The 19034-nt window shown below is 67.3% G+C and carries 20 protein-coding genes and 1 pseudogene; 9 read left to right on the top strand and 12 right to left on the bottom strand.

Going from position 1 to position 19034, the window contains the following annotated elements:
• On the bottom strand, nt 1–699 hold a 699-nt coding region (locus tag I71_RS18840), incomplete at its 3' end, for a Bcr/CflA family efflux MFS transporter (RefSeq protein ID WP_244433913.1).
• A gap of 258 nt (nt 700–957) precedes the next feature.
• On the opposite strand from I71_RS18840, the gene I71_RS18835 reads away from it, so the two are divergent.
• Nucleotides 958–1977 carry a BMP family protein gene (locus I71_RS18835; protein WP_049976190.1) on the top strand — a complete coding sequence of 340 codons (1020 nt, stop codon included), beginning with the start codon at nt 958–960 and terminating at the stop codon, nt 1975–1977.
• A gap of 13 nt (nt 1978–1990) precedes the next feature.
• Here I71_RS18835 and I71_RS18830 read toward each other — a convergent pair whose 3' ends face one another.
• Nucleotides 1991–3184 (bottom strand): pentapeptide repeat-containing protein, encoded by a 1194-nt coding sequence (locus I71_RS18830; protein WP_042696445.1) that lies wholly within the window; start codon nt 3182–3184, stop codon nt 1991–1993.
• A 279-nt stretch (nt 3185–3463) separates the two neighbouring features.
• Between I71_RS18830 and msrB the strand changes: the two genes are divergently transcribed.
• From msrB to I71_RS18815, 3 genes are all read left to right on the top strand, one after another.
• The gene (msrB, locus tag I71_RS18825; protein ID WP_042696443.1) at nt 3464–3865 is read left to right on the top strand and encodes a peptide-methionine (R)-S-oxide reductase MsrB; all 402 of its coding nucleotides are present in this window, start codon (nt 3464–3466) and stop codon (nt 3863–3865) included.
• Nucleotides 3866–4106: 241 nt separating this feature from the next.
• The gene (locus I71_RS18820) at nt 4107–4670 is read left to right on the top strand and encodes a hypothetical protein (protein WP_042696442.1); all 564 of its coding nucleotides are present in this window, start codon (nt 4107–4109) and stop codon (nt 4668–4670) included.
• A 58-nt stretch (nt 4671–4728) separates the two neighbouring features.
• Entirely contained in the window at nt 4729–5358 is a 630-nt protein-coding gene (locus tag I71_RS18815; RefSeq protein ID WP_042696440.1) for a hypothetical protein, read from the top strand.
• Between the two features lie 50 nt (nt 5359–5408).
• Here the strand turns inward: I71_RS18815 and I71_RS18810 are convergent, their stop codons facing one another.
• Complete coding sequence (locus I71_RS18810; RefSeq protein ID WP_042696438.1) at nt 5409–6104, bottom strand: response regulator; 696 nt, start codon at nt 6102–6104, stop codon at nt 5409–5411.
• Nucleotides 6105–6307: 203 nt separating this feature from the next.
• On the opposite strand from I71_RS18810, the gene I71_RS18805 reads away from it, so the two are divergent.
• The 3 genes from I71_RS18805 (at nt 6308) to I71_RS18795 (ending at nt 10073) form a co-directional block, all read left to right on the top strand.
• On the top strand, nt 6308–7714 hold the full coding sequence (locus I71_RS18805) for a PLP-dependent aminotransferase family protein (RefSeq protein ID WP_042696436.1): 1407 nt from the start codon (nt 6308–6310) through the stop codon (nt 7712–7714).
• A gap of 140 nt (nt 7715–7854) precedes the next feature.
• A complete protein-coding gene (locus tag I71_RS18800; protein ID WP_042696434.1) occupies nt 7855–9174 on the top strand; it encodes a TolC family outer membrane protein in 1320 nt (439 codons plus the stop codon).
• Between the two features lie 182 nt (nt 9175–9356).
• Nucleotides 9357–10073 carry a hypothetical protein gene (locus tag I71_RS18795; RefSeq protein WP_042696432.1) on the top strand — a complete coding sequence of 239 codons (717 nt, stop codon included), beginning with the start codon at nt 9357–9359 and terminating at the stop codon, nt 10071–10073.
• 26 nt (nt 10074–10099) lie between these two features.
• Here I71_RS18795 and I71_RS18790 read toward each other — a convergent pair whose 3' ends face one another.
• Together I71_RS18790 and I71_RS18785 are read right to left on the bottom strand one after the other, a co-directional pair.
• On the bottom strand, nt 10100–10762 hold the full coding sequence (locus tag I71_RS18790) for a response regulator transcription factor (protein WP_042696430.1): 663 nt from the start codon (nt 10760–10762) through the stop codon (nt 10100–10102).
• A 181-nt stretch (nt 10763–10943) separates the two neighbouring features.
• A complete protein-coding gene (locus I71_RS18785; RefSeq protein ID WP_244433912.1) occupies nt 10944–11981 on the bottom strand; it encodes an OmpA family protein in 1038 nt (345 codons plus the stop codon).
• A gap of 218 nt (nt 11982–12199) precedes the next feature.
• Here I71_RS18785 and I71_RS18780 point away from each other — a divergent pair, with 218 nt between their 5' ends.
• Nucleotides 12200–13279, top strand: coding sequence for an MBL fold metallo-hydrolase (locus I71_RS18780; RefSeq protein WP_042696429.1), 1080 nt, complete (start codon nt 12200–12202; stop codon nt 13277–13279).
• Nucleotides 13280–13285: 6 nt separating this feature from the next.
• Here the strand turns inward: I71_RS18780 and I71_RS18775 are convergent, their stop codons facing one another.
• A complete protein-coding gene (locus I71_RS18775; RefSeq protein WP_042696427.1) occupies nt 13286–13492 on the bottom strand; it encodes a hypothetical protein in 207 nt (68 codons plus the stop codon).
• Between the two features lie 228 nt (nt 13493–13720).
• On the opposite strand from I71_RS18775, the gene I71_RS18770 reads away from it, so the two are divergent.
• Complete coding sequence (locus I71_RS18770; protein WP_042696425.1) at nt 13721–14002, top strand: hypothetical protein; 282 nt, start codon at nt 13721–13723, stop codon at nt 14000–14002.
• Nucleotides 14003–14098: 96 nt separating this feature from the next.
• Here the strand turns inward: I71_RS18770 and I71_RS18765 are convergent, their stop codons facing one another.
• The 6 genes and pseudogenes from I71_RS18765 to I71_RS39880 form a co-directional block, all read right to left on the bottom strand.
• Complete coding sequence (locus I71_RS18765) at nt 14099–15199, bottom strand: branched-chain amino acid ABC transporter substrate-binding protein (protein WP_042696424.1); 1101 nt, start codon at nt 15197–15199, stop codon at nt 14099–14101.
• Nucleotides 15200–15385: 186 nt separating this feature from the next.
• Nucleotides 15386–15514: a DUF6867 family protein gene (locus I71_RS40620; RefSeq protein WP_280109896.1), complete on the bottom strand. Its 129-nt coding sequence runs from the start codon at nt 15512–15514 to the stop codon at nt 15386–15388.
• Between the two features lie 230 nt (nt 15515–15744).
• Nucleotides 15745–16455 carry an ABC transporter ATP-binding protein gene (locus I71_RS18755; protein ID WP_042696422.1) on the bottom strand — a complete coding sequence of 237 codons (711 nt, stop codon included), beginning with the start codon at nt 16453–16455 and terminating at the stop codon, nt 15745–15747.
• Between the two features lie 3 nt (nt 16456–16458).
• Nucleotides 16459–17334 carry an ABC transporter ATP-binding protein gene (locus I71_RS18750; protein WP_085940752.1) on the bottom strand — a complete coding sequence of 292 codons (876 nt, stop codon included), beginning with the start codon at nt 17332–17334 and terminating at the stop codon, nt 16459–16461.
• Nucleotides 17335–17345: 11 nt separating this feature from the next.
• Nucleotides 17346–18848, bottom strand: coding sequence for a high-affinity branched-chain amino acid ABC transporter permease LivM (livM, locus tag I71_RS18745; RefSeq protein WP_042696418.1), 1503 nt, complete (start codon nt 18846–18848; stop codon nt 17346–17348).
• A 5-nt stretch (nt 18849–18853) separates the two neighbouring features.
• A pseudogene (locus I71_RS39880) lies at nt 18854–19034 on the bottom strand (hypothetical protein); the annotation flags it as partial.

Raw genomic sequence — 19034 nt, 5'->3', positions numbered from 1 at the left:
GGCATGATGAGGAGGATCCCACCGCATAGCCAGATAGCGGCGGTTGGTCCGCAGCGTGCGATAGGACTCCGCCAGGACCCCCGGGCGCAGGCTGGTGCGCCGCGTCTCGGGATGGGTTTCCGGCAGGCTGGCGAGCGCCAGCATCGCCACCACGCCGAAGGCCGCCTGTGCCCCGAAGATCCAGCGCCAGTTCGCCCACACCAGGATCTGGCCGCCGATCAGCGGCGCGATGATCGGGGCGGCGCCCATCACCAGCATCATCATCGACAGGACGCTCGCCGCGCGGTCACGCTGGAACACGTCGCGGATCATGGCGCGGACCAGCACCGGACCGGCACAGGCGCCCACCGCCTGCACGAAGCGCCAGGCCGCCAGATGGCCGACATCGACGGTCAGCGAACATCCGACGCAACCGACCGCATAGAGCAGGATGCCGGTCGCCACCGGGATCCGCCGCCCGAACCGGTCGCTCAACGCGCCCCACAGCAGCTGCCCGACGCCGAAGCCCAGGAAAAAGGCCGACAAGGTCCATTGCACCTGATCCTGCGCCGCATGCAGGTCCCGGCCGATCGCCGGCATGCCGGGCAGATACATGTCGGTGCCCATCGGCCCGAACGACATCAGCACACCCAGCGCTGCGATGAAGAAGGGACTTTCGGCGGGCGAACGGGAACGGACGGCGGCAAGACGCGCGAGCATCAGGAGATCCGGGTATGAAGGATTGGGGAGTCGGCCGGACGGAGTCCGCAGCTTTTAAGCTGATCCGTCATCGGGCTGACGCAAAGTCCTGTCTCGGCATGGCAGCCTTGAGAGAACCGCGACGGAATGACGCCGCGACAATCCGCGCTTCGATCGATTCTCCGCAGCCCGGACATGACAAAATTCTGGTTGGGACCGCCGGTCCGTGGCTAAATTCGAAGAGGAACTCAGGCTTTCCCCCAGTCAGAGGCAGCGCCAATGCCCCACCCCACCCGCCGGTCGGTCCTGTCCTTCGCCGCCGCCGGAACAGCGCTGGTTCTGCCGCTGGCGCTGCTGCCGCAACAGCCGCAGGCGGCAACCACCCGGCCCGGCCTGGTCCCCGGCCTGGTCTATGCCGCCGGGCAGAAATTCGACAAGAGCTTCAACGAGGGCGCCTTCACCGGAGCGGAGCGGTTCAGGACGGCCACCGGCATTGCGGTCAGCGAGTATCTGCCCGCCACCCCGGCGCAGTTCGACCAGGGAGCCGCGGCACTGCTGCGACGCGGGGTGACCGATCTGGTCGCCATCGGCTTTTACTATGCGACGCCGATCGCCCGGTTGGCCCCGGCGCATCCGGCGGTGCGCTTCACCCTGATCGATGCGGTGGCCGAAGGGCCGAACATCCGTTGCGTCACCTTCAAGGAGCAGGAGGGTTCCTTCCTGGTCGGCGTTCTGGCGGCGCTGGCATCGAAAAGCGGGACCGTCGCCTTCATCGGCGCGCTGGACATCCCCTTGATCCGCAAATTCATCGCCGGCTTCGAGCAGGGCGCCCGTCATGCCCGTGGCGACATCAAGGTGCTGGTGAATTTCGTCGGCACCACGCCCGCCGCCTTCAACGATCCCGCCACCGGCGCGGAGGTGGCGCGCAGCCAGTTCCAGCGCGGTGCCGACGTGGTGTTCGCCGGAGCGGGCGTTTCGAATTTCGGCATCTTCGCCGCGGCGAGCGAGGCGCGGCGGCTGGCCATCGGTGTCGACAGCAACCAGAACTATCTCTATCCCGGCTCGATCCTCACTTCGATGCTGAAGCGGGTCGATCTGGCGGTGGAATCCAGTTTGGAGGCGGCGCGCCAGGGCAAATGGACCGCCGGCACGGTGGCTCTCGGGCTTGCCGAGGGTGCGGTCGATTACGCGCTGGACGAAAACAACCGGGATCTCGTGACGGCCGCGATGCTTCAGGCGGTGGAGACCGCCCGCCGGGACATCGTTGCCGGCCGCATCCCGGTGACGGACGGAAGCTGAAGCTGATCCTTTTTCAAGCCGGCGCCTCGACCGGTTGCCAGCCGCGGGCGGCGGAGAGGTCGGCGCCCTTCAGCGTGGCGAAGCTGGTCTTGATCGCTGTCAGGTCGGTGCCGCGCAGAACCACACCGGCAAGGCTGGCGTCGCGCAGGTCGGCACCGTTCAACCGCGCCTTGGCGAAACTGGTCGGCCACAGCCGGCTGCCGTCGCCGCTGAGGTCGACCTTGCGGAATTTGGCCCTCCACAGCTTGGCGCCGGCCAGATTGGCGCCTTCGAGATTGCAGCCGGACAGGTCGGCACTGGTGAAGTCGGCATCGCGCAGGTCGCTGTAGGACAGATCGGCCATCATCAGCTTGGCGCCGGAGAAATCCGCCCCGCGCAGCCCGCAGAACCGCATGACCGCCCCGCACAGCAATTGGTTGGCGAAATTGTAGCCGCGCAGGTCGATCCGTTGCAGTTGGATGCGCTCGCCGCCCTTGCCCAGCTTGTCGACCCAGATCTGGTGTTCGGCGATCAGCTCGCTCATCCGGGCGGCGGTCGTGGTCAGGCCGGTGCCGTCGACGTCGACGCCATGCCGCTCCAGCGCGGTGCGCAGTTCCTCGTTCAGCCGGGCGCCGCACATCAGCACACCGTCCAGCGTGGTCTTGCGCATCATCGCCCCGGTCAGGTCCGCCCCGATCAGGATGGCGCCGCTGAGGTCGCTGCCGCTGAGGTCGGCGCCGGACAGGTCGCTGCCGCTGAAATCGCACTGCGCCATCCGGCAATCCGTCAGCACCGCCTGGGACAGGCTGCAGCCGACGAAGGTGGTGGTGCCGTCCGTGTTGCCGGCAGCCCGGAACTCGCCACTGTCCAGCACCATGCCGCGGCGAAGGTCGGCGCCCTGGAGGTTGGCGTTCTGCAGCCTGGCACCATCCACCCTGGCGCCGCGCAGGTCGGCGCCCTGCAACTGCGCCCCGGTCAGGTCGGCCTTCGACAGGTCGGCACCATAGAGGTCCGCCTTGGACAGCAGCGTGCCGGCCAGGCGCGCCCGGGTCAGGCTGGCCCCGGTCAGCTTGGCGCCCGACAGGTTCACGCGGTTGAGACCGAGCCCGGTCAGATCGTAGAAGCTGAGATTGGCACGCCGCCCCTGCCCCGCCGGGTCGCGCAGCAGCCATTGCTGGTGCCGCACCAGCGCATCGCGGACCGCCCGAAGGTAGCGTTCATCCATCATGCGGCGCGTCTCGCCCCGGCATTGCCGTCCCGGACACGCTGCCCGGGACTGTTGGCCTCGGGAATGTTAGCGAAACCGGTGCAATTCCGGAAGGTATCAGCCTTCGAACCTTCGCCGGATCCGCAAGATTCTTTTGTGGCGGTGGCGCTTCCGCTCCGATATGGGCCGGCCCGCCGGTCACGACCGCGTGATCGCTGCGCCGCCCGGCTTGGGTGGGAAGAATGGCGCACCAATATAGGAGGCTCAGGACACCGACCATCAGCATGGGAGACCGACGGCATGCCCGAATCGGACAAGAGTGAACAGGACTGGAAGCGGGACCTGTCGCCCAACCAGTTCAAGGTGCTGCGCGAGCACGCCACCGAATATCCCGGAACCAGCCCGCTGAACGACGAGAAGCGGCAGGGCGTCTACCGGTGTGCCGGCTGCGGCCAGCCGCTCTATGCCAGCGGCACGAAATACGAGAGCGGGTCGGGCTGGCCCAGCTTCTGGGAAGCGCTGCCGGGTGCGGTCGAGACTTCCACCGACCACAAGCTGGCCTATCCGCGCACGGAGGTTCACTGTGCCTCCTGCAAAGGGCATCTCGGCCATGTCTTCGACGATGGGCCGCAGCCGACAGGCAAACGCTATTGCATGAACGGCATCGCCATGAGCTTTGAGCCAGGCGGAAAGTCCGACTGACCAGCAAAACTATGACTGGTCGCCGGCTTTCCTTTGCGCAGTCGGCGTCCGGTCATAAACCCTCCTCAAAAAGGCGGGTTTACCCCTAATCGAGCTAAAAATGACACCCCCGGCACGGAGCGCAATGGTATGATCCGCGTCGTGTGACGGGTCGTCGCGAGGGCATCGCCGCCCTCCGCCGACCATGGCACCATGCGTCGTTGAACAGGGGCAGCCATTCGGCGCGGCTGGCGGAGGGTGAATGGTCATTTCGGCCGAATTCCTGGGGATGCTGCTTCTGATCGCCAGCGCCGCCGCGCTCGGATTGTCCATCGTCGTCGATGTCGGCCGTGTCAGCGCGGAAAAGACCCGCGAAGCGATGAACCTGCGCCTGTACGACAAAAAGCGGGCCGCGCTCGCCGAATGGCGGCAGAAGACCGAGCGAAAGCGCGTCGACCTGACCACCCTGCAGGCCCGCATGACCGAGTTCAACGGGCGGCGTCACAAGGCGCTGACCGAACTCAGGGCGCTGGAATTCTCCAAGATCGAGCTGATCCACGAGTTGGGCGACCAGGATGGCGACAGCGACGTCTTTTGGGCCCAGTTAGCTGTCGGGCCGAATTTCAACGAACTGGACCGCAAGGACATCGTCTTCTCCCGCCAGATCTGGGAGTACCGCAACGTCGCCCACATCACCGCCCCGTCCGCCGAACAGGCCCACGCGACGGTGCGGGCCAGCTTTTCCCAGCGCAACGGCCTGATCTGCTCGCCGGTGGTTCCGCTGGCGCTTGCCCCCGATCCCGAGGCCGAGGCTACGGCGGCATGACCGGGCGTGGTGCGATGGCCGGCGGCGCGATGACAAGCAGGATGATGGGGACGGCACCATGACCGGCATGATGTTGTATTTTGCGCTGGGCCTGATGGTGTTGACCGTTCTGTCCAACCGCTATTGGCGCCGCCAGTTGGTGGTGACTCGGATCGCCATGTCCAAGCTGAAGGAGAAGGTGGAGGACGTGACCAGGGAGGTGACCGACGTCGCGTCCGAATATGGCCAGCTGTCCCAGCACTTTGCGGACATGGAAAAACGCGTCCAGAAGGCGGAGATCGACATGCAGGCCGCCATTCTGGAATTGGATCAGAAGAAATCGGCCGCCCTGGAGCGCTATTTCGTCTTCGATCGGAACGAGCCCCGTCCCGGTCGCTTCTGGGAGGTTGCGGTCCGCTGCCAGCCCATCGGCATCAGCTTGGCCGAGCAGTTCGGATTTCGCGGCTGGACGGGGGTCCGCCGCTTCCTGCTGGTGGCGGACGGCGACCGCGAGGCGCGCGACCGGGTCGCCGCCCGCTACCCCCGCAAAGCCGGTTTCGAGATCATCGAGGTTGCCGGCTGCCGGCTGAACGGTCTGACCGTCAACCGCATTTCGGAACTCAGCACCTTCCGCAAGCCGGCCAAGCCGGAGGAGGAAGCGGCCGCCGCCGCCCGCCCGCAACGCCGTGCCCCGCCGCCGGAGTCCTGAAGGCCGGTCTGTCGGTCCAGGCGCCCCCTATAAAACCCATGCGGTCCGATCTAATCCACCGCCGCCTGGAACATGTATCCCATGCCGTGCACGGTGACGATCCGGGTCGGGTCGGCCGGGTCGGGTTCCACCACCCGGCGCAGGCGGCGCACCAGCCGGTCGATGGAGCGGTCGTAGGGCACCGAATCGCCACGCAACGTCAGGTCGAGCAGATCGTCCCGGCTGAGCACCCGCCCCGGATTCTCGACGAAGGCGGCAAGCAGTTCGAATTCGGCGGAGGTCAGGCGCGCATCCTCCCCGCCGGGGGCGCGCAGCCGCCGCTTGTCCAAATGCAGCTCCCACCCGTCAAAGCGCTTCACCCGCCCGCCTGCCGGCCGGGTAGGCTTCGCGATTCGGCGCAGCAGGCTGCGGGTGCGGGCCAGAATCTCTCGCGGCTCGAACGGCTTGGTGATGTAGTCGTCGGCCCCGAGCTCCAGCCCGATGAGCCGGTCCATCCGGTCGGACCGTCCGGTGATCAGGATGATGCCGATGTTGGAGATTGCCCGCAATTCGCGCGTCACCGCCAGACCGTCCTTGCCCGGCAGCCGGATGTCCAGCAGCAGCAGGTCGATCCGTCCGCGCGCCAGCAATGCCGAAAGCTGGTCGCCGTCCCGCGCCAGCATCACCCGGTAGCCTTCCCCTTCCAGGTAGGCCTTCAGGGTCTCGCGGGTGATGGGATCGTCGTCGACCACCGCGATGGTGTGCATTGTCCTCCGCACCGGACTGACACGGGTGGCCGATTGTCTGCCACGCCCCACACCGAAGCTATCGGTTCCGGCAACCGGACACAAGGACGGGCGTTACGGACCTGCCACCGCCATTTGCGGATTGTTCCAGTTGGCCGCCGCCATCGACCGGGACAATCGGCCGGACCTTGCCAGAGGTTCGGGACAATGCCACATTTGTCCCCATGACAAATTGGACCCCGAACCTGGAGGGCCGCCCCGGCCCGCTTTACCGCGTCATCGCCGATGCGCTGGCCGACGACATCGCCGGCGGTGTGCTGCCGACCGGCACCCGGCTGCCGACGCACCGCGACCTCGCCTTCCGCCTGGGCGTGACGGTGGGAACGGTGACGCGCGCCTATACCGAAGCGGAAAAGCGCGGACTGATCGGCGGCGAGGTCGGACGCGGCACCTTCGTCCAGGGACAGCGCCCGCCGGCCCCCCCCCTGCCGCTCAACTGGCCTCCATCCGGAGAGAACCCGGCGGGTCCTGCCATCGTCAACATGACCACCATCCACCCCGAACACGCGGTGGCGGTGCAGAGCTTCGGCCAGACGCTGACCGCCATCGCGGCATCGGGACATGCAGCGACACTGATCGGCTATGGCCCGCATGCCGGGCTGCCCGCGCATCGCAGCGCCGCCGCCGCCTGGCTGGAGCGCCAGCACCGGGTGGAAACGACGGCCGATTCGGTGCTGCTGACCACCGGGGCGCAGAATGCGCTGGCGGTGGCGATGGCGGCCGTCGCCCGTCCCGGCGACGTCATCCTGGCCGAACGGATGACCAACATCGGCACCAAGGCGCTGGCGGCCACCCAGGGATATCATCTGGAAGGCGTCGCCATCGACGAACATGGGCTTGTGCCCGACGCCTTCGACAGCGCCTGCCGCCGGCTGGGGCCGAAGGCGGCCTATCTGGTGCCGACCCTGCAGAACCCGACGGCGGTCGTCATGCCCGCCGCCCGCCGCCGCGAGATTGTGGAGATCGCCCGGCGCTATGGCGTCATCCTGATCGAGGACGACGTGTTCGGCTTCATGGTGCCGGATGCCATCCCGATACAGACCATGGCGCCCGACATCACCCTGTACGTGTCCAGCGTGTCGAAAAGTCTCGCCGCCGGGCTGCGGCTGGGCTTCGTCGTCGCCCCGCCCGAGCTGCGGTCGCGCGTCGAAACGTCCATCCGTGCCCTGCAATACTCCGCTCCCGCCCTGCCGGCGGAGGTTGTCGCCCGCTGGATTCAGGACGGAACCGCCGACCGCATCGTCGCCACCCAGCGGGAGGAGGATCTCGCCCGCCAGAAGCTCGCGCGCTCGATCCTGCCCACCGAGACGGTCTGCGGCCATCCGGCAGCCCAGCATCTTTGGCTGGTGCTGCCAGAACCCTGGCGGCGGGAGGATTTCGTCGGCGAGGCCCGCCGCCGCGGGGTGATCGTCACCGGCGCTGACGCCTTCGCGGTGGGCCGCGCCAGTGCCCCCCACGCGGTGCGCGTGGGGCTGTGCATGCCCCGCAGCCGCGACGATGCCGCCCGCGGCCTGCGCGCCCTTGCCGATGCGCTCGACGCGCCGGCGGCGGCCATGCTCTCCATCATATAGGACGGGGGGAGATCCCCCGCCGCCGGTTTCTCTTCCTCCACCACAAGCCATCCCTCCCGCATGGCAGCCCCGCCGCAGGGGTTCCACCCGAAACGCCGTAACAGGCGTCACGGAACGCCGTTGCGGGAGGATGCAGGATCATGAGGGCAGAGACTTGGCGGGTCGGCGGCATCGTGCTGGCGGCGGGCATCGTTCTGGGAACGGCGCCGGCCGGAGCGATGACCCTGCAGGAGGCGCTTGCGCATGCCCAGGCGACCAACCCGACCCTCGCCGCCGAGCAGGCCCATCTGCGCGCGATCGACGAGCAGATTCCACAGGCGATGTCGGGCTACAAGCCGACGGTGACCGCGACCCTGGGCATCAGCCGCGACATGGCCAACACGCGCTATCAGGGCGGCGGCGGTGAACGGACGGAGACCAACGCGAAGAGCGCGTCGGTCTCCGCCAGCCAACCCCTGTACGATGCCACCGTCGCCCCCGCCGTGCGCCGGGCCGAGCGGCTGGTGGAGGCGGAGCGCGCCACCCTGCTGGCGACCGGGCAGACCGTGCTGCTCAACGCCGCCACGGCCTATCTGGACGTGGTCAAGGACCAGGAGCTGGTGGCGCTGAACGCTGCCAACGAGAAACTCCTTCAACGGCAGCTCAAGGCGGCTCAGGATCGCGCGCGCGCCGGCGAATACACGCGCACCGACGTTGCCCAGGCCGATTCCCGCCTCGCCCAGGCCGTCGCCTCGCGGCTTGCCGCCGAAGGCACGCTGGAAAACGCCCGCGCCACCTTTGAACGGCTGGTCGGCACGGCGCCGGGCACACTGGCCGCGCCCAAGCCGTCCTTCCATCTGCCCCGGTCGATCGAGGAGGCGACGGCGCTCGCCCGGGCCAACAACCCGTCGGTTCTCAGTGCCGCCTATGGCGAAGACGCCCAACGCCACCGCATCGACCAGCAGTTCGGCCAGATGCTGCCGACGGCCAGCCTGTCGGCCAGCGGGTCGCGGACCTGGGATCCGGGGGTCGACAGCGGCGTCGACTACACCCGGACCGACAGCCTGACCGCCCGGGTGCAGGTGACCGCCCCGTTGTATCAGGCCGGCCTTCCGGACTCCCAGGTGCGCGAGGCCAAGCAGACCGCGCAACAATACCGGCTGCAGGCCCACGACCTGGGCGACCAGAGCGTGGAGAGCGCCGTCACCGCCTGGACCGCGCTGGAAACGGCGAAAGCGAACATCCAATCCTACCGTGACCAGATCAAGGCGGCCCAGACCGCGCTGGAGGGTCTGCGGGAGGAGGCGAAGGTGGGAAGCCGGACCCTGCTGGACGTGCTGGACCAGGAACAGGAGCTGCTGAACAGCCGGGTCAATCTGGTGACGGCCCAGCACGACGAAACCGTCGCGGCCTTCCAGCTGCTGGCCGCCTGCGGACAGCTGTCGCCGGAACAGCTGGGCTTGTCCAAGGACGGGCATTGAACGCCGGACCGGACGGACCCGTCTGGGCAAATCCTGCCGCCCGACCGGTCCAAACCTGCCGCCCGGCAGCAAGGGTCCCGCTGTAAACCCTTGCCAATCAATGGATTGGCTCTGGCCCGCATTCTGCAAATCCCTCGATCGTCATTCCGTAACGGGAATGCGCAACGAGGGGAGCGCACACCATGGTCAGCCTGTCCAGTTACGCCGATGTCGGCAGCATGGCCCAGAGCCTGCAGCAGTCGATCGACGCCGCGGTCAAGCGCGTGCAGCAGCAGGCGGCGGGCACTGGCGGCGCGACCGGCAAGGTGCAGGAGTATGAGCAGAACGTCGCCAAATCGGCGATGAACACCGCCCCCTTCGCGACGAACATCGGTACTCTGGTGAAGGACACCAGCCGGCTGAACGTCTTCAGTTCGCTGGCTTCCAACGATCCCGCCGATTTCTACAAGTTCAACGTCACCACCTCCGGCCCGGCGACGCTGGGCACGGTCGGCGATGCCGGCGTCCGGCTGCAGCTGATGGACCGCGGCGGCAAGATCATCGCCGACAGCAACAAGGATGCCGGCGCCACCTACGACGCCTTCCAGAAGCTGAAGTCGGGCCAGCTGACCCTGGACAAGGGCGACTACACCCTGCGTGTCGCCCGCGACAAGGACGTGCCGGTCAAGGATGCCAAGAGTTATGGCGTCCAGCTGCGCATGGGCAACTACAGCAAGGACTACGACACCATCGCCAAGCAGCCGGCCAAGGGCGACAACCCCTTCGGCGGCAACACCAAGCTGCAGGGTCTGGCCTCGATCCTGGGGGCCGGCAACGGCTCATCCAATCCCGCCTCGATCATGCTGGGTGGGTCCGGCAGCTATGGCGGGCGCGGGTCGCTGGTGAACGCCCTGCTGTAATGGCGCGTCGTCCCACCGTCACCCCGTCAGACCAGCCGATCGCGCCCTGATTCCTTCACCAGCAGGACAGCCTGGGTGCGGCTGCCGACGCCCAGCGCCTTCAGGACGCCAGTGACGTGGGTCTTCACGGTGGACAGGTTCAGCCCCAACCGCTCGCCGATCTCCTGGTTGGACAGGCCCTGGGCCAGCAGGTCCAGAACCTCCAGCTGCCGCCGGGTCAGCCCGTCGAAGATGCCCGGCGCCGCGCTGCGGGCGGTCGCAACCGCCGCCGGCGCCCCTGGCATGCCCAGCACCGGCGGCACGTAAGACCCGCCGGCCATCACCAGCCGCAGGATGTTCACCACCAGGACATCGTCGGTCGATTTCGGAATGAAGGCACGGACACCGCGCGACAGCACCGCCCGCATTTCGTCCGGCGATTCGATCATCGAGAAGATGGCGACCGGGACGGGCGCCACGCGCTTGACCAGCGTCTCGACATCGTCGAGCCCGCCCAGGCCGGGCATGCGCAAATCCATCACGATCAGGTCGAACGCGGCTCCTCCACCTTGCATCGCGGTATCGAGGATGGCGTTCAATTGGCTGAAGCTGGTGGCGGCCACCACGGTGGCTTGGTCGTCCAGTTCACCCACCAGATGGGTCAAGCCGCTGCGGACGATGGAATGATCGTCGGCGATCAGAACCTGCATGTAACGTCTCGGACAGAAAATGCCTGGGGTACCGCACCGTCATACGCTGACGCAACGGTCCGCGCTACCTCCTTCGCACGTCCGGCTTCCCGGTCCCGCCATCGGAACGACGGAACTGCCTGCAGGCGTCCGCGGGGGGAGAGGCGCCACCCCTCCCCTTCCATCATTCGGAAGAAGGCGATCAGGAGATCTTGATCATGATCTGTGCACGGCGGTTCGACGGTTCACGCACGTTCGGGCCGGTCGGAACCATCAGCTGGTTCTCGCCCACGCCTTCGATGGTGATGATGTTGGCCGGCGTGCCATGCCGGACCAGCGCCTGACGCACCGCCTCGGCACGGCGGAGCGAGAGCTTCTGGTTGTAGGACGGTGCGCCGGAAGTGTCGGTGTGACCGATCACCTGGATGCGGACAGCCCTGGCCCGGCTGGCGCCGTCGGCGGCATCGCCGATGATCTTGTCGGAATTCGGTGTGATGACCGCCTTGTCCCAATCGAAGAACACCTGGTATTCGCTCTGCGGCTGGGCGGCCATTGGCGGCGCGGCCGGGGCTGGGGCGGCGATCGGCGTCGCCCGCTCCGGCCCGCCGAAGGTGTAGCGCAGGCCGGCCAGGATGGTATGGTTGCGGTACTCGCCCTTCGAGGTCACCGGCCCCAGCTCGAATTCCGGGTCGACAGTGGCGAAATAGCGATAGTCCAGCGTCAGCGCGACAGTGTCGTTGATCGCATAGGATGCGCCGACGATGCCCTGATAGGCGAAGACCCAGTCACGGTCGCTGGCGCCGTTCAGCGACTGCTTGACGCCGGCAACACCGGCACCGGCACCGATATAGGGTGTGACCGGCAGGCCGATGTTGATGTCGTACAGCAGGTTGCCCATGAAGGCGACCGAGCTCGTCCTGCCGCCCAGGTTGTTCAGGGCGGGGGTGGCGCTGCTGGTGCTGTCGACGCCGTTGCGCCACCGCCAGGCGGCCTCCAGCTCGGCACGCAGGCCCATTGCGGAGGCATAACCGACCGACAGGTCGCCGATGCCGCCGATCTTGAACTTCTCCTTCAAGCCCAGTCCGGACGCCGGATAGCTGCTGAGGTCGGCATCCTCGGTCCAGTTCACGCCGGCCCCCGCGCCGACATAGAAGCCTTCCGTGCCGGCAAGGGCGGCGGTCGGGACGGCCAGCGAAGGAAGGGCGACGGTCAGCGCCGTGCCCAGCAAAATCCCACGCATCGTCATGTTCTTGTTCCCATCGTTGACGGCGTTGGCGGATCGGGACATCCCGGCCTGCGGCGAAATTCGTGACAGAACGGGCTCCGGCCCCGACAATGGATACGGACTTGCGGCTTCCAATCCTGCTGCCGCACGCCCATTTTCCCTGTTGCAGATTTGCCTCATCGGCTCTACGGGCGTTTTCCCGCACGATAACAATGGCTTGGACAGACACTGCGATGCACGCTACCCCGGACGGCTCGGTCACCTACCCCCTCTGCACCACCCCGGCCAACGGCGGTTGGCAGGAGGTGGCGCCCGGCGTGCTGTGGATCCGGCTGTCCCTGCCCTTCCAGCTCGACCACATCAATGTCTGGGCACTGGACGGCGGAGCGGCCGGCTGGACGCTGGTGGATTGCGGGCTGGGCGATGCGCGCAGTCTTGCGGTGTGGGATGGCCTGCTGCGCGACGCGCTGGGCGGGCGCCCGGTGGAGCGGGTGGTGGTCACCCATTTTCATCCCGACCATATCGGCGCCGCCGCCTGGCTGGTGGAGCGGACCGGTGCCGATTTCGCGACCTCGCTGACCGAATGGCTGTTCGCCCGCACCCTGTCGGCCGGCACCGACCCGGCCACCGATGCGGTGGTCGAGCGCTTCTACCGCCGCTGCGGGCTGGAAGAGGAGGCGCTGGCGTCGCTGCTCGCGCGAAAAGGGGCCTACAGCCGCGGCGTGCCGACGGTGCAGACGACGCTCAGCCGGCTGCGGCCCGGCGACCGGCTGCCGGTGGGCGACAGCCACTGGGTCGTGATCGGCGGCAGCGGCCACACGGCGGAGCCGGTCAGCCTCCATCGCCCGGCCGACGGCAGCGGACCGGACCTGCTGATCTCCGGCGACCAGATCCTGCCGCGGATCAGCCCGAACATCAGCGTCTGGCCCTCAGAGCCCGACGCCGATCCGCTCGCGGATTTTCTGGCCAGTTTGGACGGGTGGAGCGTCCTGCCGGCCGACACGCTGGTTCTGCCCTCGCACGGGCGTCCCTTCCACGGGCTGCACCGGCGGGCCGGAGAACTTGTCCGGCACCACGACGAACGGTTGACCGAGATCGAGTCGCTGTGCACGTCCCCCCAGACCGCCGCCGCGGTGACGCGGGCGTTGTTCCCGCGCCCGCTCGACCCGCAGCAGATGCTTTTCGCCGTGGGCGAGGCGGTGGCGCACCTCAACCATCTGCTCCGCAAAGGACGGCTGGAGCGGATCGCCGGGCAGGCGGGGCAACAGCCCGCCGACCTCTATCGCCGACCCAACGCCATGACCGCGACCTGACCGCGGTCACTCGGTGACGATCTCGAACTCATGGGGGTCCAGCAGGGTCGCCACCGACAGCGTCTTGAGCGTCTTCGGGTCGTCGGTGCGTTTCATCTGGGCATGCTGGGTGCCCATGCCGTCCTTGCGGATGGCGATCACCTCCCAATAGCCGCCGCTGGGGGACAGTTTCCGATAAATCTGTCCCTCGACCACCTCGCGCTTCCTGCGCATTTTCGTTCTCCAAAACCCGTCCCATACCGGCAACCGTCACGGTCGCCGCGAAGGGCGCCATTGAAGCACAAAATCCGCCTGCCGTGGCGAGTGTCCGTTCGGTGACCCTTTGCCGATGCCGCATTTGCGTTGTTGCGTTGCAGCACGTCTGGGGCACCCCCGATGACCCTTTGCCGCAGTGCGGTTTCAGAGTGGAACAAATGTCGCGGCTGTGGGTTCATAGCGGTCATGAACACCGATCTCGACGTGCTTGTCTTCGCAACCCGCCTGGTTGATGAACTGGGCGAGACCGCGATTCGCATGAGCCGCGTTCGTCTTGTCGAACTCACGGCCGCCAACCACACCCGCGCCGCCGCCTTCTGGCGGGACGTGATGCGGACATCCGAACGGCTGCTGAACGAGCGGTCAGGCAGGCGTGGGGCGTCCGGGCTCTCCTCCTCAAGCATAGCCGCGGCGCAGCCGGCCGTGGTCCAGCACCGCGTCGCCCATGTTCCCCGACCTATTCCCTGAGTGCCGGCTCCAGGTCTGCTCCCGACCCTCATGAAAAAGAAAAAGGGCCGGCACTGACGTGCCGACCCCTTGTCGCGGAACGCGGGTGCGTTTCGCTTACTTCACTTCGGCATACTGGCCGGCGTGCCACTTGTACCAGACATAGGCCGGGCTGGTGACGTCGCCCTTGGCGTCGAAGCCGATCTTGCCGATGACGGTGTCATAGCTGCCCTTGCGCAGGACTTCAGCAACCTTGGCAGCGTCGGTCGACTTCGCCTCGGTCACCGCATTGGCCCAGATCTGCAGCGCCGCGTAGGTGTACAGGGTGTAGCCTTCCGGCTCGTAGCCGGCCTTGCGGAACTTCTCCACGACGGCCTTGGCATCCGGCTTCTCGCGCGGATCCGGACCGAAGGTCATCATGGTGTCCTCGCCGGCGTCACCGGTGATGGCCCAGTACTCGTTGGTCACCAGCGCGTCACCCGACACGATGGTGGCCTTCAGGCCCTGGTCCTTCATCTGGCGGGCGATCAGGCCGGCCTCGGTGTGGTAGCCACCGATGTAGACGGCATCGACATTCGCCTGCTTCAGCTTGGAAACCAGAGCGGAATAGTCCTTCTCACCGGCCGTGTAGGCTTCGTAGATGGTTTCCTTCTGGCCGCCGGCGTTCAGCGCCTTCTGCGTCTCGTCGGCCAGCCCCTTACCGTAGGCCGACTTGTCGTGCAGGATGGCGACGTTCTTGCCCTTGAACTTGTCCAGCAGATACTTGCCGGCGATCAGGCCCTGCTGGTCGTCACGACCGCAGACGCGGAAGACGTTCTTCAGGCCCTGTTCGGTCAGCTTCGGGTTGGTCGAAGCCGGGGAGATCTGCAGGATGCCTTCCTCGGCATAGACCTGGCTGGCCGGGATCGACGAGCCCGAGCAGAAATGACCAGCCACGAACTTCACACCGGCCTTGGCCAGCTGGTTGGCGACGGCAACGGCCTGCTTGGGATCGCAGGCGTCGTCGCCGACTTCCAGCTTCAGCTTCTGGCCCAGGATACCGCCGGCGGCATTGATGTCCGCGACGGCCTGCTCCATGCCCTTCTTCATCTGCTCGCCGAAGGTGGCGTATTGGCCGGTGATCGGGCCGGCGGTGGCCACCGCGATGTCGGCCTTGGCGGCCGTGGCGGAGAGCGCGGTCGCCGCGATCGCGGCGAGAAGGGACAGCTTGAATTTCATGGGTGTGCTTGCTCCCTGTTCTGTGAGTGGTCCCTGTTGCAACATACCCCCGGCCCTTTCGGGCCTTGCCGCCGGGTCCCCTCCGGCGGGTCTCAGAATACCATACCCCGAGTGGCGCGCAGTGCGACAGTTTCGCGGGCACCATTCAGCCGTACGGTCTAATTCCTTATGCCTAGTCGGCATTATCTAGTCGGCGGTCCCGGTCCGCTCGCGCCAGGCGAAGGGTCCTGCGCGCTCATAGAGCCATGGATACTGGTTGACCATGCGCCCTGCGATGGCGATCCGGTGGGCGGTGAGGGTGATCAGCCGGATCACCAGGGTGTGGACGATGAAGCCCCCACAGCGCCAGCAGCTGCTTGGCGAACAGGGCCCCAGGCCAGGAAGCGGTCGCCCCCCCCCCACAGCAGCGAGTAGGCCAGCACGCTTCCCCACGGGCTTCCATCCCTCCGCCAGCGTCTGCCCGGTTCACACCCCGGCAGCCGCCGAACACCAGGACCGTCAGGAACACGAACACCGGAAGCGAAGAGCCAAGGATCGTTTCCATCTCAGTGTCCCCCTTCCAGGTACGCCGACCGCACCTCCGGGTCGGCCAGCAGCTGCGCTCCCGTCCCCGTCATCGTGATCTTCCCCGTCACCATCACATAGGCCCGGTGCGCCAGCTTCAGCGCATGGAAGGCGTTCTGCTCCACCATGAACACCGTCATCTTCTGTTCCCGGTTGATCTCCTGGATCACCTGGAAGATCTGCTTCACGATCAGCGGCGCCAGACCCAGCGACGGCTCGTCCAGCAGCAGCAGCCGCGGCTGGCTCATCAAGGCCCGCCCGATCGCCAGCATCTGCTGCTCGCCGCCCGACATCGTCCCGGCGCGCTGGTTGATGCGCTCCTTCAGGCGCGGGAACAGCGTCAGCACCCGCTCCAGCTCACGGTCGAAGCTGCCGGGCTGGGCGACGATGGACCCCATCTGCAGATTCTCCAGCACCGTCATGCGCGGGAAGATGCGCCGGCCCTCGGGAGACTGCGCGATGCCGCGCCGCACGATCTCGTGCGTCGGCAGGTCGGTGATGTCCTCGCCCTCGAAGAACACCCGGCCCTGGCGTGCCCGCGGGCTGCCGCAGATCGTCATCAGCAGCGTCGACTTGCCCGCCCCGTTGGCGCCGATCAGCGAGACGATCTCGCCGGCGCCGATCTCGATGTCGATGCCCTTCAGCGCCTCGATGGCGCCGTAGAAGGTGTGGACGCCCGATACCTTCAACATGGCTCAGGCTCCCTTCTGGGCGAGGTTCAGATCGGCAGCGACCTCCGGCGGCAGGGCTTCGTCCTCGTCCTCGCCCAGATAGGCGCGGATCACCGCCGGGTCGTTCTTCACATGCCCAGGCGTGCCGTCGGAAATCTTCCGGCCATAGTCCAGCACCACCACATGGTCGGAAATGCGCATCACCACGCTCATGTCATGCTCGATCAGCAACACGCCGGTCCGGTGGCCCTGCGGCGTCTGGACGTCGCGGATGAAGGTCAGGATCTCGGCCAGCTCCCCCGACTCGCGCGGGTTCAGACCGGCCGCCGGCTCGTCCAGGCACAGCAGCACCGGCTCGGTGCACATGGCGCGTGCGATCTCCAGACGGCGCTGGGCGCCATAGGGCAAATTGCCGGCTTCCCAGTCGGCGAACTCGGTCAGCCGCACCCGGTCCAGCCAGTATTTCGCCAGCTCCACCGCCTCATGCTCGGCCTTGCGGAAGCCGGGCAGGCCCAACAGGCCGGCGATGGCGAAGCCGGACGCCCGCATCAGCTTGTTGTGCTGGGCGACGATCAGGTTCTCCAGCACGCTCATGCCGCCGAACAGCCGGATGTTCTGGAAGGTGCGCGCCACCCCCGCCAGCTGGGCGATGCGGTAGCCCGGCATCCGCTCCAGCAGGAACTCCTTGCCCTGCGGATGGCGCAGCGTCAGCCGCCCCACCGTCGGCGTGTAGAAGCCGGTGACGCAGTTGAACAGCGTCGTCTTGCCCGCACCATTGGGGCCGATCAGCGCGGTGATCTCGCCCGCCCGCGCCTCGAACGACACGTCGTTGTTCGCAACCAGACCGCCGAAGCGCATGGTCAGGTGTTCGACCGACAGAAGCGGCTTTTCGGTATTCATCGTCGCGGCGCTCATTTGGCGGCTCCCGCCGGGACCGGCTTCTTCTTGCCGCCATGCAGGAGGATGGTCGGGTCGCGGTGGGCCAGCAGACCGCGCGGACGCCACAGCATGATCACCACCATGCCGGCGCCGAAGGCCAGCATGCGGTAGTCGGCCAGCTCGCGGAACGCCTCGGGCAGGCCGATCACCAGCAGCGTGGCGACCACCACGCCGATCTGGCTGCCCATGCCGCCCAGCACCACGATGGCCAGGATGATCGCCGACTCGATGAAGGTGAAGCTCTCCGGGCTGATGAAGCCCTGGCGCGTCGCGAAGAAGGAGCCGGCGAAGCCGCCGAACATCGCCGCGATGGCGAAGGCCGCCAGCTTCATGTTGGTGCGGTTGATGCCGAGCGAGGCACAGGCGATGTCGTCCTCGCGCAGGGCCTCCCACGCCCGGCCCAGCGGCAGCTTGCGGACACGCAGCGTGAACAGGTTCACCACAAGGGCGAGCGCCAGGATGAGGTAATAGAGGAAGACGATGCGGTGGAGCGGCGAGAACTCCAGCCCGAACAGCTCGTGGAAGGCGGCCATGCCCTCGGCCGGCGTGCGGGAGAAGTCGGCGATGCCGAAGAAGCTCGGCCGCGGAATGCCGGAGATGCCGTTGGGACCGCCGGTGAACTGGTACCAGTTCACCAGGATGATGCGGATGATCTCGCCGAAGCCGAGCGTCACGATGGCGAAATAGTCGCCGCGCAGCCGCAGCACCGGGAAGCCGAGCAGCACGCCCGAGCAGGCGGCCAGCACGCCCGCCAGCGGCAGGCACACCCAGAAGCTGAGGCCGAAATAATGGGCGAGCAGCGCGTAGCTGTAGGCGCCGACGGCATAGAAGGCGACATAGCCGAGGTCGAGCAGGCCGGCCAGCCCGACGACGATGTTCAGGCCCCAGCCCAGCATGATGTAGGTCAGCAGCAGGATGCCGATGTCGAGGATCATGCGGTCGGCCAGCGGGGTCAGCGGCAGCACCGCGGCGAAGGCGACGGCGACCGGGCCGATGTAGCGGCTGGCGTGCTGGACCTTGGCGGCGAAGCGGTCCATGCGCTTGTCGCGGTCGGCCTGGCTGAGCTTGGAGCGGCCGGTGGCGACCGTCATGGCGGCGCGCAGCGCGATGACGCCGCCGCCCAGCACCAGCACCAGGCGCAGCACCTGGGTCGGCATCGGCAGCACCAGCCCGACGCCGGCGCAGGCCAGCGCCAGGATCAGCACCGGCAGCGCCATGCCCTGGCGGATCAGCCCGAGCCCGAGCCGGCCGAGGAAGACGAGGACCAGCGAGGCGATCACCTCCTCCGGCCGGGCCTCGATGCCAAGCCCGGTGGGGCGGTCGACGGTGCGCAATCCCACCAGCGGCACGGTCAGCAGCAGGGCGACGAAGGCGGCGAGGCCGGCGTCCTTGATGGTGGCGGCCCAGTCGACGCCGGGGCGCTTGCCGTTGATGTGGTAATGGGGGTGCGACGGCGCGTGGGAAGGGGTGGTCATGGCGCTTACACCTTCTCGATCTCGGGCCGGCCGAGCAGGCCGGTGGGCCGGAAGATCAGGACGAGGACGAGGATGGAGAAGGTGGCGACGTCCTTCCATTCGGAGCCGACATAGCCATGATGTCCGATGCCGTGGTGCGGGTGGTGCCGTCGCGCGCCGCCACCGCGCAATCCATGTCTTTGATTT

Origin of the sequence: Azospirillum sp. B506, from assembly GCF_000333595.1 — a bacterium.
Classification (GTDB): Bacteria; Pseudomonadota; Alphaproteobacteria; order Azospirillales; family Azospirillaceae; genus Azospirillum.
This window is presented reverse-complemented; position numbering and strand designations above follow the sequence as displayed.